This is a genomic window from Microbacterium sp. Leaf288 (genome assembly GCF_001422925.1).
GTDB lineage: Bacteria > Actinomycetota > Actinomycetes > Actinomycetales > Microbacteriaceae > Microbacterium.
This window is the reverse complement of sequence record NZ_LMNI01000011.1, coordinates 813,322-838,403: the sequence shown is the minus strand read 5'-3', so window position 1 is coordinate 838,403 and position 25,082 is coordinate 813,322. Positions and strand designations below refer to the sequence as shown.

Genomic DNA, 25,082 nt, shown 5'->3' with positions numbered 1-25,082 from the left:
GGGCTTGACAGGGTCCGCGAGCCCCCGTATCCCGCGCGCCATCGGAGTCGTGGCAGGTAGACGTCACAGCCCTCGCGGCTGGGTAGACTCGTCGGGCCAGCCTCTGTAGCTCAATGGAAGAGCAGTTCCGTCCTAAGGAAACGGTTGGGGGTTCGAGTCCCTCCAGGGGCACAGTCTCTTTTTGACTCTGGCCAGGTATTTCTTCTGCGGTCAGACCACTCCGAATGCCTTTTTGGCCGCTTTTTGGCCGCATTTGAGAAACGTGTGAGCGGACAACGTGGCAGATTCGACGCCCTTCAAGGAGCGTCGTTCGACGCCACAGAACGACGAAATCGAGCATTTCGTGGGTCCTGAGCCTCGTCGAAAAGTTGAGCAGTCTGCTCTCCGGCGTTACGTCGGTCGGGCGTAGCGGGTCTGCGGACCTGATGGCAGCGCCACGAGCGGCATCGCGTCGTTGAGGCGCGATGCGACGGCATCCAGATCGTCGTCGAAGAGGTCGGCGTAGGTGTCCAGCGTCATCGCGGCCGACGCGTGGCCGAGCATCCGCTGCACAGCCTTCACGTTTGCGCCCGAGCTGATCGCGAGCGATGCGGCGGTGTGGCGGAGGTCGTGAGGCGTCAGCCTCGGGATCGATGGGTCCACAGCCTGCGCACGGCGGACCGCGTTCGCGAACCATCCCTGTGCGCCTGAGTTGCGCATGTGGTTGATGCCGTCGCCGAACAGCAGCCCATCCGGTCCCTTGCCGGCGCACGCCTGCTCGATCATCGGAGCGAGTCGGGCAGGGTAAGGCACCGAGCGCCTCTCGTGCGTCTTTGGCGTGCCGACGTGGATCTCGTACGCGATCATCACCGCGTTCTCCTCGATCACGAAGCGTCGACGCAGTCGATGCACACTCCGCACGCGCAGCCCCGTCGCCTCACCCCAGCGCAGGCCGGTGTAGGCCAAGGTCAGGACCATCGTCGGATACGCCGAGCATGCCGCCAACGTTGCCACCTGGTCGTGCGAGAGATAGACGCGGCGCTTGCCTGGTCCGCTTCGAGGGAGATTGCGGATGTGTCGCGCCGGATTGTTCGCAAGGCGACGATCATCGATGGCGACATCGAGGATGCCTGCGAGGACTCCCAGCGCGCGAAGCACGACCGTGCGCGACTTCTGCGTCGCGAGCTCTGACACCCAGTCCTGAACTTCAGACCGCCGGATCGACCAGATCTCCCTGTCTGCCCAGACTGGAGCGACGTGGTTCTTCCACGCCCGCTCGAGCGTCATGTAGTACGAAGGCTTCGACATAGGCGGCTGTTTCGACCGGAGCCAGCTGTCGGCGAACATCTGGACCGGCACCCGCGATGCCATGGGATCGATGTACTCGCCCTTCGATTTGGACACGGTGACCATGGACAGGTAGAGCTTCGCCTCGCGCATCGTCGTGAAGCCGCGCTTCTGCGTTTCGGTGCTATCAGGCTTGCGGTAGCGCACGCGGTAGCGGCGGCCCTTCGCCGTTTCGTACGGGGTGATGGTGCCCATCTCTCGACCTCCGCTCATGCTGGCTCGACGGTCAGTATCGGCCCAGTGTCGGACACGGCTTGGACGCCGTCAACGCCGGCGATGACAGATGTGGATAGATGTCGGAAGACGTCGTCAACTGGCGTTGGGGTAGAGGAGCGCCTCCCCCGACGCCGAGAGCGTAGCGCTCGGTCGCGCCTCCGTTCTCGCCGCTCACTCCTTGCAGACTCCGCGCTGGCGCGCGTCGCTTAGCAGCCGTCTCACGACGCGCACTGCGCCGCGCCCGAGCGCTGGGACGGCTGATTGTCGGAGGGGAGGCCGCTGTGCGATACCGTCACACCGTGACGAGTGAGCGAGTTCGTGAAGCCTTGTCGGAGTTCGTGCGCGAGCGCGACTGGGCTCAGTTTCATACGCCGGCAAACCTCGCGAAGAGCATTTCGATCGAGGCTGGCGAACTGCTCGAGTGCTTCCAGTGGAGCGACGATGCAGACGAGGTTCGCGTTCGCGATGAACTCGCCGACGTCGTCACATACTGCACACTGCTCGCCGCTCAACTGGGAGTCGACCTGGACGAGATCGTCCTCCAGAAGCTCGCGGTAACAGGCTCGAAGTACCCCGCCGATCGATCAAGAGGGCGGAGCACGAAGTATGACGCCCTTTGAGATCGAACGGCTCGACTTCACCACGCCCGCGATCTCAACTTGGGCGTCCGGCGATGAACGGCGGACGAACTGGCCAGTCGTCTACGTTCTCGACAGCGCCGGGTCCCCAGATGCGCCATCTGTCTATGTCGGCGAGACGGTCAGTGCTGTGTCACGCATGCGTCAGCACATCCAGAATCCATCAAAGGCGGGGTTCCGCCGGGTGCGTGTCGTCATTGACGAGACGTTCAACAAGTCGGCCTGTCTCGACCTCGAGTCGCACCTCATCCGCTGGCTCGCCGGCGACGGGCACTTCACAGTGCTCAATGGAAACGAGGGCATCATCGACGCGCGGTACTACGAGCGCGACCAGTACCGCGAGAGCTTCCGCGACATCTTCGAGCAGTTGCGATCGGACGGGATCTTTCAGCGCAGCATCCCCGACATCGAGAACAGCGATCTCTTCAAGCTCTCGCCTTTCAAGGTCCTCACCCGAGAGCAGGCGATCGCCGTCGAGCAGATCGTTGAATCGCTGCTCGCGGACCTCGCGACGGGCACACGATCGACCAGCGTCATCCAGGGCAATCCGGGTACGGGAAAGACGATCGTGGCGATCTTCCTCATGAAGCTGCTGGCCGACATCCGCGACTACGAAGACACAGATGAGATCGAGCAGGACTCCCTCTTCTCCGAGTTCTTCGTCCCTGAGAACCGCGAGCTACTGAAGAGCGTCCGCGTCGGACTGGTCGTACCCCAGCAGTCGCTTCGAAACTCGATCAAGAGGGTGTTCAAGAAGACGCCGAAGGTCAGTGAGGAGCTAGTGCTGAACCCGTTCGACGTCGGCAAGTCGTCCATGCCGTTCGACCTGCTCATCGTCGACGAGACGCACCGACTCAATCGCCGCGCGAACCAATCCTCGGGTATGCGCAACCGCGACTTCGCGGACATCAACGAACGACTCTTCGGATCAGATGACCTCAGCAGGACGCAACTCGACTGGATCCGCGCCCAGAGCACGCACCAGATCCTCCTCATCGACGAGCAGCAGGGTGTGCGGCCGGCAGACCTCCCGAGCGAGGTTCTTGCCGCTGAGATCGCTGATGCAAAGCGAGTGCATCGGTGGTTTCCTTTGGCGAGGCAGATGCGGGTGAGGGCGGACGCAGACTACGTGGGATTCGTCCGCCAGCTGCTTCGGGGTGAACTTCGCACCGGCGACGGCCCGGACTTCGGTGAGTACGACCTGCGGTTCTTCGAGAATGTCGGAGAAATGCGGCAGGCCATCCTCGACCGCGACCGCGAGGTGGGGCTCGCCCGGCTCGTGGCGGGCTACGCGTGGGACTGGAAGACACGCGGCAACAGACCCGGCTTCGACTTCGAACTCGAGGGAACTGGGTTCGTCTGGAACCGCACAGACAAGGACTGGATCAACTCCTCAGGATCGATCGACGAGGTCGGCTCGATTCACACGGTGCAGGGCTACGACCTCAACTACGCCGGGGTGATCATCGGCGGCGACCTCCGATACGACGAGGTTGCTGGGCAGGTAGTCGTAGACCGTGACTCTTACCGCGACAAGAAGGGGAAGGAGAACCTCAAGAAACTGCGCAGGCAGACCACCGACGCGGACCTCCTTACACTGATCCAGAACATTTACGGCGTTCTCCTTACGCGGGGAATCCTGGGAACCTACGTGTACGTTTGCGATCCGGTTCTCCGCAACTACGTCGCGTCTGTCCTGAGCGCCGATCCGACATCGGGCACCGGCCCGCGAGTGTAAGGCGCGAGTCCGTCAATGGTTCTCGCGACGGCGGGAGCCGACTGAGGCGGAGCGGTTTCCACCTCGATCTGTCTGAGTCGAAGACCCGCAGCATCTCGGGGTTCGTCGATCGTTTCGATCGGACTGAATCGGCGCCGCTCTCGCCACAGAGTGGCCGACGTGCGGACAAAGCCGACTGGCGAGCGGCGGCGTATGCGAGTGTGAGGGTGCTGCCGGTCGACGACGTCGTGACCCAAGCGCATCGCGGCTCGTTCGGCAGTCGCCCTACATCTGATCCCACTTCGCCTCAAGGTTCAGGTTGGTCGGCTTCAGTGGTGTTGGTGTCGCCGGTGCGCTGAAGACGGTTCGCGATCTTGCCGGCGAAGCGCCCTGTCGACATCCGAGCGGTCTCGAGCGTCTCGGTCCCAAATCGACCCGCCGCCTGAAGGCCATCCCTGCCCGCACCGACCACGTCATCCCGCACGTCCGCTGCAGCCGCCGACCACCGTCGAGCCTCGAGCGCGGCGCGCTCATCGGCGACCCCAAGTGTCGCGTGAAGTTCACCGACACCGGAGGCGACGTCGTTGCTCGCGTGGACGACGACTCGAGCCGAGACGGGGCTCAGCAGCACCTTTGCGTTCGCTCTGCTCGCGGCCGCGTCCATACGGGCGACGAGCTGCATGGTGGTCGTCGCGATGAGCTCGAGCCTCCGGTGGCGAGCCGTCTGCAGCGCGACGCGATGCTTGTCGAGCTCGTCCGGCGAGGCATCGAGTACACGGTCGAGCTCCAGCACCCCCATGGCCTCCTGCAGTTGGACGCAACGAGCGAGCACAGCCAGCCACTCCACCACGGTGTCCTGTGCATGCTTCGACAGATCGGCGAGTTCACCGATCTTGGTCTCACGCTCGAGCTTCTCCGCGAGTCCGTCCAGTTGCCGCAGGGCATACGCCTGGGTTCGCGCGATCGTCGCCGCGGAGCCCTGCACCTTCGACCACGTCACCTCGGACACCCGGCCGACCTCCGCACGTACGACCATCGCTTCGTCGAGCATCAGTTCGACGCCGATCATGTCGGCAAGCACTGCATCTTTCTGCGCGCGGAGAATGTCGTCGACCTTGGCGTCGATCTTCGCGAGGTAGTCGGTGATCTCCTCCATCGTCTGCTGCATCGCGTACTGAGCCATGATGCCGCCCACACCCGCGAGAATTGCGGGGTTGGTCAGCATCGCGCCCGGCTTTGCCACGAACTGAAGGTTCTTCGCGAACTGTCCGTTCGGCGCACGTGTAGTGGCGTGCAGGAAGTCGGTCGTCGAGTTCTTGACGAGCGGCAGCTTCTGGGCGGCCCTCGCTGACTCCTCGGTCAGTTTCATCCATCGGCCGGCGTTGGCCGATACCTCGGATGCGGCCTGCACCACCGCCGCGCCCTTCGCCACTGAGGGGCTCAGCCGCCGCAGATCGAGTTCCCGCGATGGCAGTCCCGTCGACGCGACGAACCGCTCGACGGTTGCGGGCTCACCGATGATCAAGAGTCCGTCGCCGTCGCTGATGAGTTCAACTTCGTTGCCCGACGGAGCTGCCGTAGCCTCGAGCGGTTCGGAGTCGGTCATGGGCGGTTGTCCTTCTGTGGGTCGCGGCGTTCGGTCATCACTCAAAGTCGAACTCGACGGTGATGGTGGGGTCGATCGCCTTCACGATCTTGGTGTAGAACTGCTCTGCCTGTTCTTCGAGCACCGGTCGGAAGCCGTCGATATGCTCGTCCACGGCCTGCTCAGACAGCAGTTCCTCGAACACTTCGGTCGTGTCGATCTCAGGAGTCGTCCAACTGAGCAGGCCATTCTCTTCCTCGGCGACGCTCAAATCGGAGTTGGCGTAACCCAGGTAGATGAACTTGGGGATTGTGATGCGGTAAGCGTTGTCGCCCGCGGGGACGATCGCGACGTCCTTCCCCTCGATGCCGAACTTCGCGTCGTATTCGTAGCGAACGAGCACAGACCGCTCGGTGCCTGGGAGGGTGAAGAGCTGGAAGTCGCCGATCGCGAGCTTCAGACCGTCCGCGCGCTCCTCCTGGACATCCGTGATCCCCGCCGTGACGAGGATGACCTGCTCCTCACCTTTGATCGATCGGATGACCTGGGTGTCGCGCGACTCCGCCGCGCCGAGGAACTTTCCAATCGTGAGCCCAGCGACCGCAGCTGCGCCGATCGCGGCGACGATGAATACGACGAGCAGAATCTTTGCCCATACCGGTGTCTTCCTGACGGGCTTTGGTCCAGGTGCGGTCGCCGAAGGCGGCGCGGCCGTAGTGGTCATGCGGTGTGTATCCCCCAAATACATGCGACGGTGCAGTCTTGTGAATCTATCCGGTCGCGGCGTCCTATATGCGCAAGGGCGGACCTCCGACGCAGCCGCGTCGACGGTTTGGGCGGCGGCGAGTGGATGAGCATCAGAGTCGCCCGCGTCCACGGAGCAGAGTCTCGTGCCAGCTCGGACATAGCTGGAGAGCGGTGGGCCCTGGCGCTAGGGCGTGTTGATCAAGAGGTTCCGCTCCTCGGTGGGTGGGGCGTGAGTCTTGAACGGTGACGCGACAGGAGATCTCTGACGAGGTGTGGGCCGTGATGGAGCCGTTGATGCCGACGGTGACCGGTCGGTCGCGGCCGTGGACGGATCACCGGCTCGCTATCGAGGGGATGGCGTGGAAGTACCGGACCGGTGCGCCGTGGCGTGACGTTCCGGAACGGTTCGGGAAGTGGAACTCGATCTACAAGCGGTTCAACCGGTGGGCCGGGGACGGCACCTGGCAGAAGCTGCTCACCGAGGTGCAGAAGCAGGCCGACGCCGCTGGGGAAATCGACTGGGTCGTCTCGATCGACTCCACGATCGCGCGCGTGCATCAGCACGGCGCGACCCTCGCCCGGGACACAGGGGGCTGTGCCGAATCACAAGAATCCGTGGTCCGAGCCGCCTGATCACGGGATCGGACGCTCCCGCGGCGGGCTGACGACCAAACTGCACCTGGTCTGCGACGGCCGCGGCCGGCCGCTGAGCATGATGATCACCGCCGGGAACATCAACGACACCACGATGATGAGCGCGGTGCTGGAGAACATCCGCGTTCCCCGCGACGGGAAGGGCCGCCCCCGCACCCGCCCCGACCGGGTGCTCGCCGACAAGGGGTACCCCTCAAGGGCGAACCGCGCCTGGCTCCGCGACCGGAGGATCGCGGCGACCATCCCCGAGCGGGACGACCAGATCGCGCACCGCCGCAAGAAGCCGGGCCGGCCGATCGCTTTCGGCGACAAGCAGAAGGAACGCTACAAGGGACGCAACGTCGTAGAACGCTGCTTCAACCGTCTCAAGCAGTGGCGCGGCATCGCGATGCGCTCGGACAAACTCGCCCGCAACTACCGAGCCGCCGTCAGCCTCGCCGCGGCGCTGATCTGGATCAAGACCGATCTCCGCTGAGCGCTTCGCGCTCCTGCAGCGTGCGCTCAAGCTGTCCCACCGTCGGCGCACCCGCAAAGCCGCGCTCGGTCAGATAGACCCTGCACGCCAAGTCGGCAGTGTTCCCCTGGGACGGGAACAAGTCCTGACCGTCCAGAAGAATCGTGGGCGAGCCCGCGAAACCAGAGCTCACCGCCTCAGCCTCGGTGCGGATCAACACGAACTCCACCGGAACATCGCCCCGTCCGATCGAGTCGAGCACCAGCCGTACTCGATCGCCCGCCTCCTGCCAATTCGGGCAATCCTCGATATGCAGCACCTGGATCTTCACACGCCCATTCTCCCGCGCAACTCGCGGCGGCTGGCCACCCCGCACCTTCTTGATCAACACGCCCTAGAGGACGAGGAGGGGCTAGCGCCGGCTCCCGAGCTGCCGAGGGGGTAGGCGCGAGCTCCCGTCACGTGCCGCCGCCGCCTCCACCTACGACTCGACCGGTAACGGCGGGGTATGACGCCGACGTCGGTGGCCGCGCTTACCATCGGTCTATGACGAAATCCCTCCGCATGATTGACCTTTTCGCCGGTTGCGGAGGCATGACAGTCGGGTTCGCGGCCGAGGGGTTCCGTTCAGTGCTGGCGGTTGAGTGGGATCGAGCTGCGGCGGCCACATATGCGGCGAACTTCGGCGAAGAGCATGTGATCGCGGGCGACATCGCAGGCGTACCCAACGAGGCCATCCCTGAGGCCGACATCATCATCGGTGGTCCACCGTGCCAGGGATTCTCGAACCTCGGGCTGAAGGATATCAACGACCCTCGGAATCAGCTCTGGCGCGAGTTCATGCGGTTCGTGAAGCACTCGCGCCCCAAGGTCTTCGTCATCGAGAACGTCGATCGCTTTGCCAAGTCGCCGGAGTTCGCGATGCTGCTGGCGGAGGCCGATCATGGCGCTCTGGCCGAGTACGAACTTCAGCACGCAGTGCTCAATGCTGCAGACTACGGCGTCGCTCAGCGCCGCAAGCGGACCATTGTGATCGGATCGCGGATCGGTCGAATCGATCTACCCAACGCTACTCACACGAAGGATCCCGCCGAGGGGTCGGGCCTGAAGCCCTGGCGGACGGTGCGGGATGTGATCGGCGCTATCCCTCCGCATCCTTTGACGACGGAGCTTCCGGACACCAGGTCCGCTTTCTTCGGAGAGACGATGCCTGGAGTCTTCCGCGGGCTCGACCTCCACATCCGGCGCACACCGACGAGCAAGAGCCTCGACCGATACAGCTTCATACCACCAGGCGGCGGACGGTTCGACCTTCCGCATGCGCTGCTTCCTAACTGCTGGGCCAACAAGCCGACCGGCACCACCGACGTCATGGGCCGGCTCCGTTGGGACATGCCATCGGTGACGATCCGGACAGAGTTCTTCAAGCCGGAGAAGGGGCAGTACCTGCACCCGCAGTGGGAGGCTGGCGAGTGGGTGGAGGAGTACGGCAAGCATCGCAGCGACCCGGTTCGCTCGGTTGACCGCGTCATCAGCCACTTCGAGGCATCGCTGATCCAGGATTTCCCGGCTGACTACCGATGGGTGGGCACCAAGATCCAAATCGCACGACAGATCGGGAACGCGGTGCCCTCAGGTCTGGCGCAAGCCATCGCACAGCAGATCAAGCCGCACCTAGTCGCCGCACGGATCGCGGACGAACAAGAACTCGAGCTCGCCGTCGCCTAACTGCCCGCGCCAGGTATTTGCGGGTCCCACTCGATCTCAAGCTGAGCAGGCGTCACGTCGACGCGGTCGTGAGCCTTTGCAGGACTCACGGCCACCCAGGCATCATCACCTAGATCGAACCCGAGCTCCTTCGCCCGCAGCCGATCGGTGAGCCAGGTCCCGACAAGCACCTCCAGGCCCGACGCGGCGAGAACAGCATCCTTCGCCTGGCGTGCCCGGCGCATCGGATCCTTGTTTCCGAAACACACCGTTTCGATCGAGGACCGAGGAATCACCGTGTCTGGCAGGAACCCGAAGAGCGAAGCCAGCCGAGAGGTCTGACCGACTCTTGGCGCGAAGACGACAGCGAGTTGTGCTGCCGTGAGCTGGATCAATGGCTCCGCGGGAAGCGAGGTCCAATCGATCAGGGGAAGTGAGAACTGCGCGAGCGCATCCGCTGCGACGCCACGCTTTCCGTCCTTGTTGGCACCGTCGTTCAGCCACACCCGGTGGACCCGCATCAGGAACGCCCGGTGACGTCGCCTCGCGACATCCACCTGGATGAGGACGCTGATCTCACATTGGCCCTCTGTCGGGATCATCCAGTTCGACCGGATCGTGGCCTTGAGCTCGACCGGGATCCCGAGGATCAAAGTGTCTAGCGGGGGCTCTTTGTAGAGACGCAGCTCATTCAGCACGCGGTACTGAAGCTTCGTGCCCACCGAGGCTCGCTCGTCGGAATCGACCTCAGGACTCAGCAGGTCGAACCGTCCCGTCCGAGCTCCATCGAGAACGTACTTCACGGCATCGTCGACCGCTCGCGTCAGCTGGACGGGCAGCGGGCGGGCGACGAGCCATGACCACACCTTCTGGAGCTCAGTATCGTCGTCCACCCCATGGACCACGTGGGGAGTGGAGGTGCGCCCGCGTCGCTCGTCGGGTAGGCACAAACTGCCTGGCAACGCGGCCGTCTTTCTCATCATCGAGACGCTATCGCACGCCCGGCGGGCGGGACGACTGTCGCAGGTCGGCCTCGCCGAACATCCTTCGTTTCTCGTTCACCGCGTCGATGACGCGTGCGGAGGCGGCAGCGACCGATTCGTGCTCCCAGACACGTATGACCGCCCAGCCGTCGGCTTCCAGCGCCCGGGTTGTCTCCACGTCGCGAAGCCGGTTCCGCTCCAGCTTCGGCACCCAGTAGTCGGCGTTCGTCTTAGGCACCGTTCCGTGGACCGGGCATGAGTGCCAGAAGCACCCGTCGACGAAGATCGCGATGCGCAGTCTGGTGAAAACGATGTCTGCGCGTCGGCGCCGATCGGGGCCGGGGGCAAAGTCGACTCTGTATCTGTAACCAGCCGCGTGCAACTCCTTACGAAGTGCACGCTCAGGGCTCGTGTCGCGACCGCGGTTGGAGCGCATCGATCTCGCGACGCCCGGACTGCTCGCCCAGGACGGATTGGAACGGGGTGGGTTCCGTTCAGGGCGAGGATCAGAGAATGTCAACCGCCACTTCCTCGAGTTTCGCTAGCAGGGCTACGGTCTTAGTTTGTGCCCTCTTTCGAAGGAGCGCAGGGGCTGTTTCCCCAACGAAAGTGTTCCTGCATCTCGAGACGTCATTGAGGCTCGTTCATGGTTAGGCCGCAGATGTTCTGACTTCCTCCAAAACCCCTTCGAGTAGGCCGGGAACGCTACGACCGCCGAACACGAGCTGACGGTCCAGGAGCCTATTCCCTGACTCGCAGGAGGTCTCGCTAACAAGTGAGCAGCCGTGGCATGCGGACAGATTCAGACTCGAGGAACCCTGGCTGTCGCTTTCAATACACACCGGGTCGTTAGAGCAGACGTCGGCGTCGTTGAGTGCGGCCAGCAGCAACGGGACCAGCTTGTCCGGCGCTCCGAGGCGGACGAGGCCGCCGAGGGTGCCTTGCGCGTCTCCGGCAGCAGTGTAGATGAGCACGCCCGCCGTCCTGTCTGGTCTTTCGGAGCTGGCGTAGATCCGCTCCTGCAGGGAGGCCGAAGCGTAACCGCTCGCGTATGCGAGTCGCCGGACCAACAGATGAGCAATCGTGTGCAGGACGATGAATCTTGGTTCCGGGGTTGGTAGCCGGTGAGCCCATTCGGTAGCGTTTCGGCGGCCGATTAGTACATCAGCGCGCGCGAGTACCTCGGGGCGCCGCTCCCACTCAGCCAGGACAGCTTCATTGAATCGCAGGAAAATACCCTCACCGAACATCTCGATCGCTGGGTACACCGGCTTCCGTCGTTGATCAGGTCCGAGGTCTGCCATGATGCGCTCCGCATTCCCGTCGTGGCGTCGAAATCCGAGGAGCGCGCGCACCTCCCTGACACGACGGACTTGACCGATGGAGTCGATGCGGCCTGTCAGCGTGCTCGGCCAGTCGGGACGCGGTGAGAGATCCCACCCGTCGACGACGAAATCCGATCCGCTGTCGTCTCGCCCGCTTTGCTCGAGCTTCTTGACGAATGCCGCCCACTCTCCGTCCTTCAAGTCCATGAGTGGTTCATCGAGATCGGTCCCGTCTTGGGCGGCCAGTGCGAGGACGACGTCTTTCGTGGTGTTCAGCTCGGCCGCGATCCATTCGGACACCATGTCGGACTGCGGGCCGCCGTTGTCCGCCACGAGTTTGTCGAAATAGACGTGTCCGCGAATCTTGTCCGCGAGCTGGACGGATGCCGGGCGCTCCTCCGGGATGTCGAGCGCAGAGAGTCGCTCGGCGATGTAGTTGCTTGTCGCTCCGCGCTGAACCGCAGCGAGAGCGTGATCGCATACGGCCGCTGTAGTCGGATCCTGCCACGGCTGTCGACCGCTGCAACGAAGACCGTCGCGACCCAGCGCCGACTTGGCGACGAGGTCCGACAGGGATCGAGATCGTTTGCAACTCCCGCACTCGACTCGCAACGACTTCAGACCTTCACCGGACTTCGCTGATCGTACAAACCTCAGTTCCTTGTACGCGCGACAGAATCTCACAGCGTCGGTTATCCCCGAATCACTTCCGCGATGTGCCCACGTGAACCAGGGGATGTCCTGGGTGTGGCTTCCCTTTTCGCAGATCGCGATGTAGCGCATTGGCACGAGGATGCCTCCGCAGGCGCACTTATTGGTCCACTTGCCTTTATCCTTGCCCGATCGGTCCGAAAGCTTCGTGCAGCGTTCGCAAAACCGCCACTCGGGGAATCGCCAGTAGAGGAGGCTGGGGGTGCCTTTCGCAACTCTCCCCGAATGCGTGGGTGGCTCGCGAAGCTCGCCTGCGCCAATGCGCTGTAGCAGGCGCTCGCAATGAATCTCGGGCGAGTGCTTCTTGTCCCACCACGACGTATCCGCTGCGATCAGCGACTCCCCTCTCACATCAACAATCGCACCGACGCCGAAGGGTGAAACGATCTCCGACAGACGGAGATCATGCTTGATTCGTTCCACTTGTCACCTCTTCTCTGGGCTCAACGACTTCGACCGCCACATTCGGTTCGACGGACCTCATGGAGTCGGCCACTAGAAATCCCTCACCGCCTTGACCGAACCGCTTGAGGAGTGACTCATCCTCGGACTTCGCGCGGTCATAGCGGAGAGAGAGTCCAGCCGACCGCGCATCGGACGCGCGCCGATCCCATTCCCTGAGGAGAGCCCAGACCGCGCTCTCCGTATCCGCGGCTTCCATTGGTTCTGACCGCGTGACCGCATCGACGAAGTCCGCGATGAGCGCCTCAAGGGAGGACCGCATCTGAAGGTCCGCAAGATTCAAGTTCCCCGCTGAGTCATTGCTCGCGAGAGCGGGGATCGTGTTCCTCGCTAGCGCGACAAGAGCACCGGCCAAAGAGCGCTCCCTCGACGAAAGCGACCACGGTGTAACGCTCGTAGGCTCGACGCTTCTGTACAACGCCTCGTGATAACTGCGGAATGACTCGAAATGCGATCGGTCGCGAGCGCGATTGGATCGGAACAGCGTCGTGACGATGCCGCTATTGCTGCCTCGGCCGACACGACTCGTCGCCTGGATGTACTCCGCGGTGGTTTTCGGCTGCCCCACCATCAGCATCAGGGCGAGTCGCGGGATGTCGATTCCAACCGACAGCATGTTGGAGGAGAGGACCACGTCCACGGCTTGATCTGAGGTATCCGCGCTACGAGACAACTCGCGAAGGTCGTTCGGGAGCTCCTCAGGTCCTCTTCGGGAAGTCAGTTCGAGGACTCTGTCCGCGCGCACTTGGCGCAACGCGAGTCCGAGACGCTCTGCCCGTGTCTCCAGTCGGCCGTTGATGTCGTCAACGACAAGGGTGCCCGTCCGACCAAGCTCGCGAAGGCTGTTGTGGTACATCACGGCGGTCCAATAAGAATCGCGCGTCGCGCCCGATGCAGGATCGTGTTCAAGGATCGCGGGGATCTCTAGGAGCGGCGACGCCGCCGCGATGACGCCCGATGCCTGCGACAAAGATTGCGGCATCAGACCGACGAAGAGCCGGCCCATGCCCGACTTTGCAGGTTGTGAGAAGAAGGTTCGATCGTCGTCGAGACCTGCGGGAGGGTAGAGCCCCACCGGCCTACCGTAGAGACCTCTGACCTGATCGTCGGATGCGCGGATGGTGGCAGTCGAAGCGATGATCTTGGGTACGCCTCCCGCATGGCGAAGCAGCAGCCGGATCACGGCATCGAACACGGCCACTGTTGTGCCGAGCGGCCCGGAGAGGAGGTGCAGCTCGTCCTGAATAACGATGGAGGGCGGGCGGAAGATCGTGCCCAGTCCTAGTAGCCTTCCAGCCTCGGGTCGAAACTGGATCCGCGCGAATTTGTCGACCGTCGCGAGCAAGATGGTCGGTGGTTCCGCGTAGATCTCATCGTCGACGACCAACACGGGTAGAGAGCTGGAGAACTCACATTCGGCGTTGGTGCAATGGATGTTGAGATCGTTGCCCGAGAACTCGAATCCGTATCGGCTGCGGTTGGTGTCCTTTCGTTCAGGAAGAAGCGCTGTGCGACACCACGGACAGCTCTCGACCTGAAATTGGTTTGCTTCTTCGGGACGCGCAGCATTATGCAAACGGCTGAGCGCGTCCTTGGCCTCGCTCTTCGTGCCGGGGGTGACTTCGTTTCCGACCCACAGGCCAATCGTGAACGGCGACATGAGCCTTGCTCGAGGATCAGCGTGCGGCCCACCTCGCCGCAGCAGTTCCATAGCGCAAACCAATGCGGCTGTCCGCTGGAACTGTTGTGTGGTGAGAAGCCTCAAGGTGTACCGGGTGAGAATTGCCGTCCCACCGCCCTCGGGCCCATCGGCTATGCGCCGGCGAAAGATCTCGATCGCTGACAAGCCGAGGTATGCCTCTGTCTTGCCGCCACCCGTCGGGAACCAGATCAGGTCGACCAGGTCGCGGTCTTCATGAAGTTCGTCCACGGTCGAGGCGAGAGCGACAAGAATGAACCCGAGTTGGAACGGTCGCCATTTTGGTTCCGGAAGTGGCCACTCGGTCGCAACTTGGTGAGCCGCGGTCTGTCTCATCTGTAGGCGCATGGCGGCCATGCCGAGGGAGAAGGCGGCGCGCAGATCCTTCTTCGACGGAGAACTGAGAAGCTCGATGCTTTGTCGCATTCGCTCGACGGCGGCCCTCGACCTGGCGACTATCCTGGCGGCGACGTGCGACTCAGTGCCGAAGGTGAGCACCCGACCTTCTTGTGTACCAACCCACTGCTCGAAGGCGTTCACGAACGCATTCAGGTTCGCAGCTACGCCAGATGTGTCTGTGTCGATCTGAGCGAGCCTGCTTAGCTGCAGAGCCTCCGACTCCGGCGCGCCCGGGGCGAATCCCGTGGTTTCTATACCGACAACGACGAGGCTCGGAACCGGTTCGAGAAATACTCGAGTTACTGCGCCGTCGTCGATCTCCCAGTCCGCTGCCATCCCATGACCGACGGCGTAGACCTTTCGGTCGCGATAGCGGAGTCGGATTTCAGCCGACTCCGAATCCACGTCGAAGGAGCGTGCTGGGTCGTATTCGAGGAACGCCCCGGCCTCCGGCGGCGTGACGCTCAGCCCGGCTTGGAAGAGCGTGAGGGGGATGTCGAGTCGGTCGTCTCCCGTGCTCTTCGCGAGGACGCGGACATGCACCGTCACTAGGAATGCGGAGCCGTACTGCCTCCACCTCGATCCCACCTCGACCGGAATCCCACCGACACTCAGCTGCCGCATTTTGGCCGTGCTTGATAGATCCAGGACTCCCGACGAGAAGTCCGTTCGCTGCCATCTAGGCGGCCCATCGTCAACGACGCGTTCGTAGGTGCCGCCTGTCAACTGGCAGTGCACGTGCGGAATGCTCGAAACGAACGACAGCGCAACGGATGATGGGCGCCAGTCCTCCGCGACGGGCCCGGTCGCTCCGTCCTCGTCGACGTCTCCGGACTGAACATCTGCATCTGTAACGGGATAGCTGTCTTCGAGCGACCCAGTGGCATCGGTGGCCTCGGATGGATAGAGCATTCCGACCGAATACTGCCTATTCGGCGGGTTGGTCATCAGTTCGCCCGGTCCTGCTTCCGGCCCGACATACGCGGCGCGGAGGTGACGAAGGGCAAGACGCTGCGCTGACGTGTATGTCACTTCTGCTCCAGGCGGCTCTTGAGGAGGACTTGCAGACGTCGCTTGTCCGCCGCAGACGCGACGATGGTCAGCGAAACCCGAGCACGCGTGACGGCGACGTAGAACGCGGCCAAGCCGGGTACGTCATACTCAGCTGGGAGGCAGCACACGACGACATGCTCTGCCTCCAGTCCTTTCGCGAAGCGTGGGCTTGTGATCGTGAATCCGCCGGCAGTGAGCGCGGGAGGATCCACTGAATCCGCTCTGATGATCCAGACGCCCGAGCGGCTCGCACCATCCGACACGAGCTCTGATGCCGCGGACTCGCCCTCCTCAACGCCCCCTGAGCCGGTTGGTGTGTGCCACCGCACTTTCTCCCCATGCACTATGCCGGGGTCCCCAACGTCTGCTCCGAGGTACTCCTGCACCACGTGAACGATTGCTCGAGTGTTGCGAACGTTCAGATCCAGATCCAGCGATGTCGCCTCGGCCGCGATGAGCTCAAGCACATCCCCATCAAACGCACCGTCGATGTGAGCCTGGTTGTTCGGGTCGAGGAACATTCGCCATCGGCCGCCCGTGCGACCACCCACGAGGAGTGCGTCGATAGCGTCCATTCCGTCCGCGGTCATGAGGTCTTGTGCTTCATCGACGAACACCACGTCATATCTCGTCCCCTGAACAAGGGAATGGAACGGTATGACGTCAACGTCTCTGCCCGCGACTCGGGGCGCAAAGAAGTCGACAAGGCCAGGGGATCCGAACGTGATGAGGACGCGTCGACCTTGGTCTGATTCCTGCTTGGCGCCCTCCGCCAGGACAACGGACTTCCCGGTGCCAGCCCCTCCCTGCACCAGTACTCGCGGATTGCGTGCGAGCGATGCTAATACACGCGCTTGACCCTCGGTTGCGCGATTCTGTTCCTCGAGCACTGCGCCTCGCTGTGCATCGATCACTGGGACACGGGTGAACTCACCAAAAAGCCGGGCCCTCAAGTCAGTGATGCGGGCGAGCTTCTGATTCACGGGGGCACTTCGCGCGGCACTTACAACGTCTTGCAGCGCGTGCGCGACGCCATCGACGCTCATCCGGTCTTTCGCAACCCAATGTGTGGGACGCCACTCGACGGAGTGGGGCGGCGAGTCGATGTCCGGAGTCACGACAATGGCTTCATGGGCGAACCAGCCGAGCCCCTCATCCTTCAGGATGTCTCGAAGAGCAAATGCCGCGGACTGCGCCTGCTCCATCGGAGAGGTCGCAAGTTTGTGCCAGTCGCCGCGGCGATCGACTGAGTACCAAACACCATCATGCTTCCTCACACCGCCGCCCTTGACTTCGACGACGACGACGACACCGTGGAAGAGGATGACGAAGTCGGCCTCCGCTTGTTGCTTGTATGCGTGAGAGCGAAGCCGCACCGAGTAGAACGCCACAGCGTCTGGATCTGAGTCGACTTGTCGGAGGAGCCGCGCGAGTCGGCGTTCGGCGTCGCTGTTAGCGACTCGTTCAATGTCAGCGAGGTCTGGAACGAGGATCATGCGCTCTGCTCCTCCCACAGATCTTCGTAGTCCCTGTAGCCGAGGAAGTCATTCATCGCACCCCAGTTGTCAGCAACGTCAACAATCAGACACTCCTCCTTGCCGCCGTTCTCTTTTCCGCGCAACCCTCGACCAGCCATCTGGATGTAGGCGCTTGGGCTGAATGTTGGGCGTGCGATGTAGAGAGCGCGTACACCAGGGGCATCGAAACCCTGTACGAGCAGGTCACAGTTGGCGAGTACGCGAATCTTGCCCTCTTGGAACTTCTGGATCACATCTCGTCGCTCCTGGCGGCCGGTCTGTCCACTGACCGAAGCCGCTTCTATGCCGCGGTAGCGCAAGGAGGCCGCGAGTACCTGTGCTGAGAGAACGCTCGGTGTAAAGACCAATATCGGCCAATCGGGGTGCGAGCCGAGGACGCTCAGGATGTGATCGACGAGCACCCGCATTCGCTGCTCGTTGCGTCCGATCCGCTCATAGAGATTGCGGTCGATCAGACGATTTGTCTGCAGCGTGGTCTGCTCGGGCTCGCTCAGTTCCACGTTGATGCCGGAGGGGAGTACCTCGTGCCGGACCTTGGCAAGCACCCCCAAAGCGACCAATTGCCGGTAGGCATCCGACTCGAAGGCCGTTAACCGATTCGATCCGAAACGGGCGACAAGTTCTCTGGTGCCGCTCGAATCGTCCGCGCTTCCCTTGAACGGTGTTGCCGACAGACCGACGAGAGGGCGTTCCCAGCTGCGCCCGTCGACGCCGAGCCAACTCAGGATCTTCCTGTAGCGTCCCGATCCTCCGGCGCGATGTGCCTCGTCGATGAATACGGCGGCGGGCGTGCTCAACCATGCGTAATCGTCGCGGTCCATGATGGTCGCTATCTTGGCGTCCGTTGCGACGATCACGGCGAACTCGGTGTCCGGCTCGTGGACCATGTTGGTGTCCCAGAGTCGGCCGATAGTCAGCGGACGTTCGTCGCCTAGATAGCGCCACACAGATTGGAAAGTCTGAACGGCCTGCTCGCAAAGCTCGGCAGACTGTGCGATCCAGAGGATAGTGCCGCTAAGTACTTCGTCGACGAACAGTCTCAGAACGGTTTCCGTTGCGACGCGCGTCTTGCCCGCACCGGTCGGCAGTTCGACCATTCCCTTTTGCGAGGGGCCTGCCGCCGACGGCTGGGTGAGGACCGTACGCAGGTCCTCGCTGATCTTCTTCTGAAAGGTATGAAGCTTGTTCAGCCGAACTGCACCCGCGACGACGAATTCTTCGGGGCGAGGCTGGTTTCGCTGACCCGCATACGACGACGCGAATCCCATCTTCCGCACCCACGAGATCGCCGCTGGTGAGCCCGCCCAGGTGTCGGGGACGTCTGAGTAACCCTCTTCCCGGAAACGGTCCGCAAGGGTTTTCAGGGAGTCCGACCCGTACACCGTCAGAAAGAGCTCGGACGCGGACGTGTGTTCGCCAACAAGACCCTGCGCTTCGAGCGCGGTCCATAGGCCGGTGGGTAGGGCGTCTTTCAAGTCATCTGGGCCGATGTAGAGATCCAAACGGTCGGCATCCGACTCGATCGTTCGTGCTTGCTGGCGTAGCACTTCGAGCCGATGGTCCTGGCCGGCCTGAAGAATGGCGCTCAACTGCGCGTTGTTCAGTCGCAGCTCGAACGCCTCGCTCAAGAGCGACAAGACTCGTCGGTCGTCCGCATCGGCACGGACGACGAGATCGTGACCATCAAGATGCCAGTCCAACGGCTGGTCCTCGACGCCGTCCTCAGTTGTCACACGTTTAGCGATGTGGAGCGCCCTTGCGAATCGAACGCCAGCGAGTCGTACCGAGAACTCTGTGCGTAATCCGGGATACGCGTCGAGGATCCTTTGAAGGTCCTGCTGGCCCTCGATAACCATCGAGAACGAAAAGCTCTCCTCGAATCGTCGGCAACCGACGTCGGCGACGAATTGGTCTGCCTGATCCGGTGACACACGTAGGTAGGGCCGCTGCTTCGCACGCAGGAACGACTCCTGCTCGTCTGTGGTGGCGAGGTACACCGCCCCAGGTGGTCGAGACTCGATCGCGCGGTGCACCCGTGACGGTATAGAGGTGAGCGGTGCCTCGTTCTGGACGATCCTTGCTGCGATGAGAATGAACTCGGCGAGGACGTCGTCCTTCAGTGTGGCGGGATACAGATCCTGCCCCAGGGCGGTTCTCGCGACCTCGAAGGACATGGATTCGAGGTCCTCGGGAAGCCCGAGCGACTCTTCCATTGATCGCGGACCACGGAACAGAGGGACGAGGCCGTCGTACCTCACCAGAGATGCAGAGACGGTCTGTCGGGGCGCGAGATATCCGCGGCTGGAGTTCACGATTCCCACAGCGTCCACTGCCCACCTGACCGGCGACGGAACGGCATACGAGGCTCCGGTGTCGATGTCCTCGCAGTCCCACGCGCTGTCGCCAAACTCCATGAGTCCTCGCGTCCAGAGCTCGCGAGAAGGCGCGCTCGCATCTGAATCGGCGAGCATGAGGAGGACGGAGAACGGTCCCGGCGATGAGTCACGCCTCGGGTAGAGAGTGATGCGTTCGATCGGACGATCGTCGGGGGTAAGGCGCGAGTTCAGCTCCCGCAGCACCCATTTCTCATAATCGGCGGCGGCGAACTCATCCTCGAACGGGTAGTCCGCCTGAGGCGCACGGACGACGCCGAGTGCATGTGCGACCGCCGGAAAGCAACGCTCGTGATCGAGCAGCAGGTTGCCATCTGCACCGGGGAGAGTCTCATCGAGGTCGAATGTTTGTTGCGGCCATGCCCACCCGCCGCCCCTCGTGGGCACAAGAATGACTGCTTGCGGGTGAGCTGAGATGACCTTCATCGCGTCGCGCGGGTTTACACCGAGTGCGGCGTCCCAGAACTTGCCCTGTAGAGATGTATCGGCGTTCGGGGTGAGCACCGCGGTGCGAGCGTTGAGGATCGCGATTGGATCTAGATCACGGAATCCGCATTCGCGGAGCAGCTTCTCCATCTCGGCATGCGCGAGAAAGCCGGGGTCGACGAAGACGGCACCCTCGATCTCGAGGTCCTCCACCTGGTGCAGGAACACCAGATCCTTATCCTTGAGGGCCTTGGCGCCGCTCGATGTGGGAATGACTTTAGCTTCGATGACGGTCGGATTCGTCCGCCGGTCGAAACAGAAGCGCAATGCGTTGGCGGTGGAAATCAGGTGCGTTCCCTCCGCCCACTCTCGAAGCCAGGACAACATCCCGCGCTTGGGTAGAGATCTGAGAGCCATCTCGATACGGCGCGCCCGCGGCCCGGCGTCCTCGAAGAACAGGTCGGGATCGCTGCTCGCAGCGAAGACCTCGCTAAGACGGAGTACTCGCTGACTGGAGCTATAACACTTCCAGTGAGGGACATCGCCGCCGGTGTTGGGCGATTCGATCCATGCTTTGTGAACCGACTCATCGATTTTCAGATCGTCGATGACGGCGAAGTCAAGCGGAACCAGCTCAGCCGCTGATAGGAGCGTCCCCGCACTGTCGGGTACTAATCCGCCTTGGCCAGCGAGGCGCGGCACGTCTGCGCACAGGATCGAGTCACCGTACGACCGTTCCTCCCGACCGCGAGCAGGGAGGTAGTCGAGGTGAGCCGCCGGATCCTCGGCAGTCCGGACTTGCGGGACAAGCTCGAGGAAGACTTCCGCCATCGTGGCGAGAATCTCTCGGTTGTACTCATTGCGCAGCAATGTCGTGCGATCGTCATTGACACTCCAGGGCGCATTGAAGAAACCGGTGGCTGAGGTGTTGTCCTGCAGCGGAAAATAACTCCAGAACTGCCCAACCTGCGTACCGCGATCGTCCTTCTCCCTTAGGCCGGCTCGGCGCGGACGCAAAGGTACAGCGACGCTGATCTTGATCTCGTCTCTCGAGACCGCCTCTCCCACCTCTCGGCGTGCCGAAGGCGACGGTGCATGCATCCGGTCTCCTACGATCCACTCGTCGCCGCTGCCATCGGGTCTTTCGATCTTGAAGCGCCCGAGTCCCATGTCACGAGAGACATGGCTCGTTTCGAAGCCTTGGTCGCCAAGGACACGGAGGTGGATCTCTCTCACGGCGCCCACGAACAGTAGGAACTCCGAAGCGAAGGTCCTCATCTCGGCCTGAATGCGGTCGACGTGAAGGATGCCGGGAAGTCTGATCACCGTGGTTGCCCAGCTCGCGAGCTCCCCCAGCGTGGCATCGCGCGCGATGGATTCGCCAGCGTCAAGTAACGTTGCCGTTCTCAGCACCGGCAGGCGCCGAGCGCCTGATCCAACCTCTCGAATCGCAGTCTTCGCAATGGGCGAGTTGTATTCGAAAGACACACTCCGGCTCAGCACCTGCGGGGAGTCGGTCAGGGCGAGGACGGACTTGAATCCCAGACCAAATCGCCCGATCTCATCGCCCCGCTTCGCGCTCAAGTAGGCGTGGGCCATCGCTTCAAGCCCTTGCTTCGAAAACCCTCGCCCAGAGTTGGCGCAGTACAGGGTCTTCGAGCTTGGGTCGAGCACGATCTCTACGCGACCCAGCTCGTCCGAACCGGGTGTGGTGCCAGCCATCGCATCAGCCGCGTTTTGAACCAGCTCCAGCAGGGTGCGATTCGCGTAGCCCCCAACTCGGATTGACTCCTCGAGGTTCGCGTGCTCGACGATGAGCTTTGGGTCTGCGCGATACGAACCGATGGCTCGCTCGAATTGCTCTTCGATTTCGCGGATGAGAATCGGTTCAGGCGTCCATGCCTGAGCAGTGTCGGTCACCACTTACCCCCAATAAACGGCAGTCTAGACAGCACGCTATCCGGTCAGATCCAGACTCCGGTCGAGGGCCAACGATTTTCCCCGTCGACGTGTCGAGAGCTCGCATAGATCCCCAGCGGCGCAAGTGCAGAAAACAGGTTGTCGACCAGGGCCATCGAGTCGCCGCACGCCCGGAAGTAGATGACGAAGACGACGAAGACGACGAAGACGACGAAGACGACGAAAGACGAGACAATCCACGAGGAACAGGAAGCAATGCACGCAGGCACCATGGGTGAGCGACGCCCTTTAGCGGCACTCCCCTGCACATACCTGCACGCCATAAAAATCCCTGGATAATGGGCAAAACGCACCCTATCCTGTCGGCATGCGCGGGGGCCTCGAGCGATGGAAGCGAGGTGTCGAATCCAGAGGGGTTCGACACGCGATCGGCTACGCGCTCAAGGGCACCTGCGACGCCCACCTGCAGCACTCCCCCGGCGTTGACGCGCTCGAAGCGTACAGTGCAACATCGGATTCGACCGTCTCGCGGTTCATTGTCGAGAAAGGGATCATCACCTCCGACGAGCTCACTGCCGGCGGCCTTCGCGTCTGGCTCACCGGACACGACCCGGTCACCGGGAAAGAGCGAGGGCATCAGCGGCTGAGCCCCGACGCCGACCTGCTGCTCGACGGGACGATCAACCACCCGAAGTCGTACAGCATCGCCGCGCTGCTGCATCCTGAGCTCGCCGCCGAGTTCGAAGCGCTCCAGGACCGACTGCGTGAGCGCATCCTGCTCACGTGGCAGACGGAGCTCAATGCGAGGCGCGGGCACGGCGGGCTCATCCGCGAGGAGATCACCCGCATCGAGGTCGTCGAGCTGCAGCATCGGCGCTCCCGCGCGCTCGACCCGCACATCCACCGCCACCTCTGGCTGAACATCAAGGTGCTCGGCGCGGACGGCAAGTGGTCGAACCTCGACTCGCGCGTTGCGATGAAACTGCACACCGTCGTCAACGCCGAGGGTGAGCTCGCCGCCCGCACGGATCCGGTCTGGATCGCCGCGCTCGCCCGCCACGGGTACACGCTCGACGACACTGGCGAGATCGCCGAGCTCGCCGGCGCCGTCCGACCCGTCTCGCGTCGGTCGGCGCAGATCGAGGCCAACCGCGCGCGCCTGATCGCGGAGTGGTCGGCGGGGCACGGAAGGTCTGCGCCGAGCGTGGAGGCGCTGCAGCAGATCGATCGCCGGGCGTGGGCGGTGTCGCGTCCGAACAAGCCGGCGGATCTCGATGAGGCGTCGTGGGAGGCGCGCGTCCACGACGAAATCTCAGCAATCGATCCGAGTCTGACCACCCCTCGCGTGGCCATTCCGGTTGCTGCCACAGACCCGCATGCCGTCGACCTGGACCTGCTCGCTGCACAGGCGGTCGTCGACGCGGACGAACGGTCCACATCATGCGGCGGGAGGTTCAGCATCTTCGACATCCGCGCGGGCGCAATACGCGCGCTCTCGCGCACGGGCGTCGTTGCGGAGCGCGACCGGCTCGACGGCGTGATCGCCGAGATTGCGGAGCGTGCCACGCGTTCCGTCTATCGGCTCGTTGCGGAGTCGCCAGCACACGTCAAGGCGTTCATGGCGACCGAGACCGTGCGCGCCAAGGTGCGACTCGCCGGCCGCTTGGACGTGCTCGCCCGACCGGGGCGCTGCCTGCTGCCGAACGAGTTGCGTCGGCTCGCGCCGAACGAGGATCTGTCGGCGCTGGATGCGTCGCAAAGCGTTGCCGCATGCGCCATCGCCGGCACGGATGGGCTCGTAACGGTGACCGGCCCCGCCGGCACAGGCAAGACGACGATGCTGCGCGCGGCGTTCGCGGCGCTCACATCGCAAGGGCGGCGGATGCTCGTTGTTGCTCCCACGCGGAAGGCGGCGTCGGTGGCGTCTCGCGAGGTCGGGGCCGCGGCATCCAGTATTCATGCCCTTCTCTTGGACCACGGCTACCGATGGGCCACCGACGAGGCCGGCGCGAAGGTGTGGACCAGGCTTCGAGTGGGAGAAGTCGATCCCAGCACGGGCGCCGTACACGGCGGACCAACCCAGTACGTGTTGCGATCTCGTGATCGGATCGTCGTCGACGAAGCCGGCATGGTCGACCTGCAGACGGCGAACGTCCTCGTCGAGCTCGCGATCGAGCAGGGTGTCGGGCTGGCCTTCGTGGGTGACACGCATCAGGCGTTGCCAGTCGGGCATGCGGGCGCGATGGGTTCCGCAATCCGGCACGCGAACGCTGCGGTCGAGCTCGACACGGTGCACCGGTTCCGCGATCCCGATTACGCAGCGCTCACACTGCGGCTCCGGGATGCGGGTGATCGCGCGCGTGCGCTGGTAGTCGCGGGCGAGCTTGCCGAGCACGGTCACGTCGACCGGGTCGACCATCACGACGCGGCGCGTGAGCGGATGATCGACGCGTACTTCGACTGGCACGCGCGCGGCAAGCGGGTGACGCTGGTATCTGGCACGAATGCTGAGGCCGATGCGATCAACGACGCTATCCAGCAGCGGCGAGTCGATCAGGGCGAGCTCGACGTCCGCGTCGCCGCGTGGGGAATGGCGCAGCAGCGCATCCTCGTCGGCGACACCGTCCAGACCCGTCGCAACGACCGGCTCACGGGAGTCGAGAATCGCGCGCAGTGGATCGTGCGCGGCATCCGCGACGAGTACCTGTCTCTTGTCTCCGTGAGCGACAGCGGCGAGGTGGCGCGAGTGTCCACCGAGTACGCGCGCGAGCACCTGCAGCTCGCCTACGCGTCCACCGTGCACGGCGTGCAGGGCGACACCGCCGATGCGTCAGTGGTCGGGCCGGATGTCGATGCCGCGGGACTCTACGTAGGCCTCACGCGCGGGCGGCTGAGCAACGTCGCGATCGTCGTCGCGCGGACGGATGCCGCGGCCCGCGAGTGCCTCGCCGAGTCGATGCAGCGCGGCACTCCGGAGCTGACGATGCAGGATGCTGTGCGCGCTGCCCAGGCCGAGGTGCGGCGCGCGGCGCGGAACCGCGAGGCGGCGATGGCTACGGGGCCGGTGGTTGGAGCGCCGAGTGCGGGACGCGGCATCGGGATGTAGCGGCGTCCCATCCGCGGGGCGCT

Annotated in this window: 15 protein-coding genes and 1 tRNA gene; 6 read left to right on the top strand and 10 right to left on the bottom strand. The window is 63.4% G+C overall.

Translation table 11 applies throughout. The features are described 5' to 3' along the window. Positions 1-99: 99 nt before the first annotated feature. Positions 100-171, top strand: a tRNA-Arg gene (locus ASF40_RS13190). A gap of 219 nt (positions 172-390) precedes the next feature. Here ASF40_RS13190 and ASF40_RS13185 read toward each other — a convergent pair. Further along, positions 391-1,521 carry a tyrosine-type recombinase/integrase gene (locus ASF40_RS13185; protein ID WP_056369685.1) on the bottom strand — a complete coding sequence of 377 codons (1,131 nt, stop codon included), beginning with the start codon at positions 1,519-1,521 and terminating at the stop codon, positions 391-393. A gap of 320 nt (positions 1,522-1,841) precedes the next feature. On the opposite strand from ASF40_RS13185, the gene ASF40_RS13180 reads away from it, so the two are divergent. Both ASF40_RS13180 and ASF40_RS13175 read left to right on the top strand, forming a co-directional pair. Further along, positions 1,842-2,162: a nucleotide pyrophosphohydrolase gene (locus ASF40_RS13180; protein WP_056369683.1), complete on the top strand. Its 321-nt coding sequence runs from the start codon at positions 1,842-1,844 to the stop codon at positions 2,160-2,162. Further along, entirely contained in the window at positions 2,149-3,918 is a 1,770-nt protein-coding gene (locus ASF40_RS13175) for a DUF2075 domain-containing protein (RefSeq protein WP_056369680.1), read from the top strand. Before ASF40_RS13180 ends, ASF40_RS13175 begins: the two co-directional genes overlap by 14 nt. Before the next feature lie 286 nt (positions 3,919-4,204). Here ASF40_RS13175 and ASF40_RS13170 read toward each other — a convergent pair whose 3' ends face one another. Beyond that, entirely contained in the window at positions 4,205-5,503 is a 1,299-nt protein-coding gene (locus tag ASF40_RS13170) for a hypothetical protein (RefSeq protein ID WP_056369678.1), read from the bottom strand. A 37-nt stretch (positions 5,504-5,540) separates the two neighbouring features. Continuing rightward, a complete protein-coding gene (locus ASF40_RS13165; protein ID WP_056369677.1) occupies positions 5,541-6,206 on the bottom strand; it encodes a hypothetical protein in 666 nt (221 codons plus the stop codon). Between the two features lie 305 nt (positions 6,207-6,511). Here ASF40_RS13165 and ASF40_RS20895 point away from each other — a divergent pair. Beyond that, positions 6,512-7,358, top strand: a protein-coding gene (locus ASF40_RS20895; RefSeq protein WP_233449959.1) for an IS5 family transposase whose coding sequence is annotated in 2 segments (ribosomal slippage) — positions 6,512-6,817 and positions 6,819-7,358 — 846 coding nt in all. Because the reading frame shifts where the segments join, the coding sequence is not laid out codon by codon here. On the opposite strand, the gene ASF40_RS13150 is transcribed toward ASF40_RS20895, so the two are convergent. Beyond that, the gene (locus ASF40_RS13150; protein WP_026095586.1) at positions 7,339-7,668 is read right to left on the bottom strand and encodes a hypothetical protein; all 330 of its coding nucleotides are present in this window, start codon (positions 7,666-7,668) and stop codon (positions 7,339-7,341) included. The two genes, ASF40_RS20895 and ASF40_RS13150, sit on opposite strands and share 20 nt — an antisense overlap. Before the next feature lie 215 nt (positions 7,669-7,883). Here ASF40_RS13150 and ASF40_RS13145 point away from each other — a divergent pair, with 215 nt between their 5' ends. Continuing rightward, positions 7,884-9,065, top strand: coding sequence for a DNA cytosine methyltransferase (locus ASF40_RS13145; RefSeq protein WP_056369675.1), 1,182 nt, complete (start codon positions 7,884-7,886; stop codon positions 9,063-9,065). Here ASF40_RS13145 and ASF40_RS13140 read toward each other — a convergent pair. From ASF40_RS13140 to ASF40_RS13115, 6 genes are all read right to left on the bottom strand, one after another. Beyond that, on the bottom strand, positions 9,062-10,024 hold the full coding sequence (locus tag ASF40_RS13140; RefSeq protein ID WP_162239861.1) for a NaeI family type II restriction endonuclease: 963 nt from the start codon (positions 10,022-10,024) through the stop codon (positions 9,062-9,064). The two genes, ASF40_RS13145 and ASF40_RS13140, sit on opposite strands and share 4 nt — an antisense overlap. Positions 10,025-10,034: 10 nt before the next feature. Then, on the bottom strand, positions 10,035-10,463 hold the full coding sequence (locus tag ASF40_RS13135) for a very short patch repair endonuclease (RefSeq protein ID WP_056369671.1): 429 nt from the start codon (positions 10,461-10,463) through the stop codon (positions 10,035-10,037). Between the two features lie 214 nt (positions 10,464-10,677). After that, positions 10,678-12,486 (bottom strand): DUF1998 domain-containing protein, encoded by a 1,809-nt coding sequence (gene drmB, locus ASF40_RS13130; RefSeq protein WP_056369669.1) that lies wholly within the window; start codon positions 12,484-12,486, stop codon positions 10,678-10,680. Further along, the gene (locus tag ASF40_RS13125; protein WP_082497038.1) at positions 12,467-15,571 is read right to left on the bottom strand and encodes a helicase-related protein; all 3,105 of its coding nucleotides are present in this window, start codon (positions 15,569-15,571) and stop codon (positions 12,467-12,469) included. The genes drmB and ASF40_RS13125 overlap by 20 nt, the downstream gene beginning before the upstream one ends. Before the next feature lie 80 nt (positions 15,572-15,651). Next, complete coding sequence (locus ASF40_RS13120; RefSeq protein WP_056369665.1) at positions 15,652-17,172, bottom strand: NERD domain-containing protein; 1,521 nt, start codon at positions 17,170-17,172, stop codon at positions 15,652-15,654. Further along, entirely contained in the window at positions 17,169-21,953 is a 4,785-nt protein-coding gene (locus ASF40_RS13115) for a sacsin N-terminal ATP-binding-like domain-containing protein (RefSeq protein ID WP_082497037.1), read from the bottom strand. Before ASF40_RS13115 ends, ASF40_RS13120 begins: the two co-directional genes overlap by 4 nt. A gap of 367 nt (positions 21,954-22,320) precedes the next feature. Between ASF40_RS13115 and ASF40_RS13105 the strand changes: the two genes are divergently transcribed. Continuing rightward, positions 22,321-25,059 carry an AAA family ATPase gene (locus tag ASF40_RS13105; protein WP_056369661.1) on the top strand — a complete coding sequence of 913 codons (2,739 nt, stop codon included), beginning with the start codon at positions 22,321-22,323 and terminating at the stop codon, positions 25,057-25,059. The last annotated feature ends 23 nt before the right edge of the window (positions 25,060-25,082 follow it).

What these genes read in the sequence shown, in the direction of transcription:
- ASF40_RS13145 (WP_056369675.1), top strand. Translation starts at nt 7,884, where the DNA reads ATGACGAAATCCCTCCGCATGATTGACCTTTTCGCCGGTTGCGGAGGC.
- ASF40_RS13175 (WP_056369680.1), top strand. Translation starts at nt 2,149, where the DNA reads ATGACGCCCTTTGAGATCGAACGGCTCGACTTCACCACGCCCGCGATC.
- ASF40_RS13135 (WP_056369671.1), bottom strand. Translation starts at nt 10,463, where the DNA reads ATGCGCTCCAACCGCGGTCGCGACACGAGCCCTGAGCGTGCACTTCGT.
- ASF40_RS13140 (WP_162239861.1), bottom strand. Translation starts at nt 10,024, where the DNA reads ATGAGAAAGACGGCCGCGTTGCCAGGCAGTTTGTGCCTACCCGACGAG.
- ASF40_RS13170 (WP_056369678.1), bottom strand. Translation starts at nt 5,503, where the DNA reads ATGACCGACTCCGAACCGCTCGAGGCTACGGCAGCTCCGTCGGGCAAC.
- ASF40_RS13185 (WP_056369685.1), bottom strand. Translation starts at nt 1,521, where the DNA reads ATGGGCACCATCACCCCGTACGAAACGGCGAAGGGCCGCCGCTACCGC.
- ASF40_RS13165 (WP_056369677.1), bottom strand. Translation starts at nt 6,206, where the DNA reads ATGACCACTACGGCCGCGCCGCCTTCGGCGACCGCACCTGGACCAAAG.
- ASF40_RS13120 (WP_056369665.1), bottom strand. Translation starts at nt 17,172, where the DNA reads ATGATCCTCGTTCCAGACCTCGCTGACATTGAACGAGTCGCTAACAGC.
- ASF40_RS13105 (WP_056369661.1), top strand. Translation starts at nt 22,321, where the DNA reads ATGCGCGGGGGCCTCGAGCGATGGAAGCGAGGTGTCGAATCCAGAGGG.
- ASF40_RS13125 (WP_082497038.1), bottom strand. Translation starts at nt 15,571, where the DNA reads ATGACCAACCCGCCGAATAGGCAGTATTCGGTCGGAATGCTCTATCCA.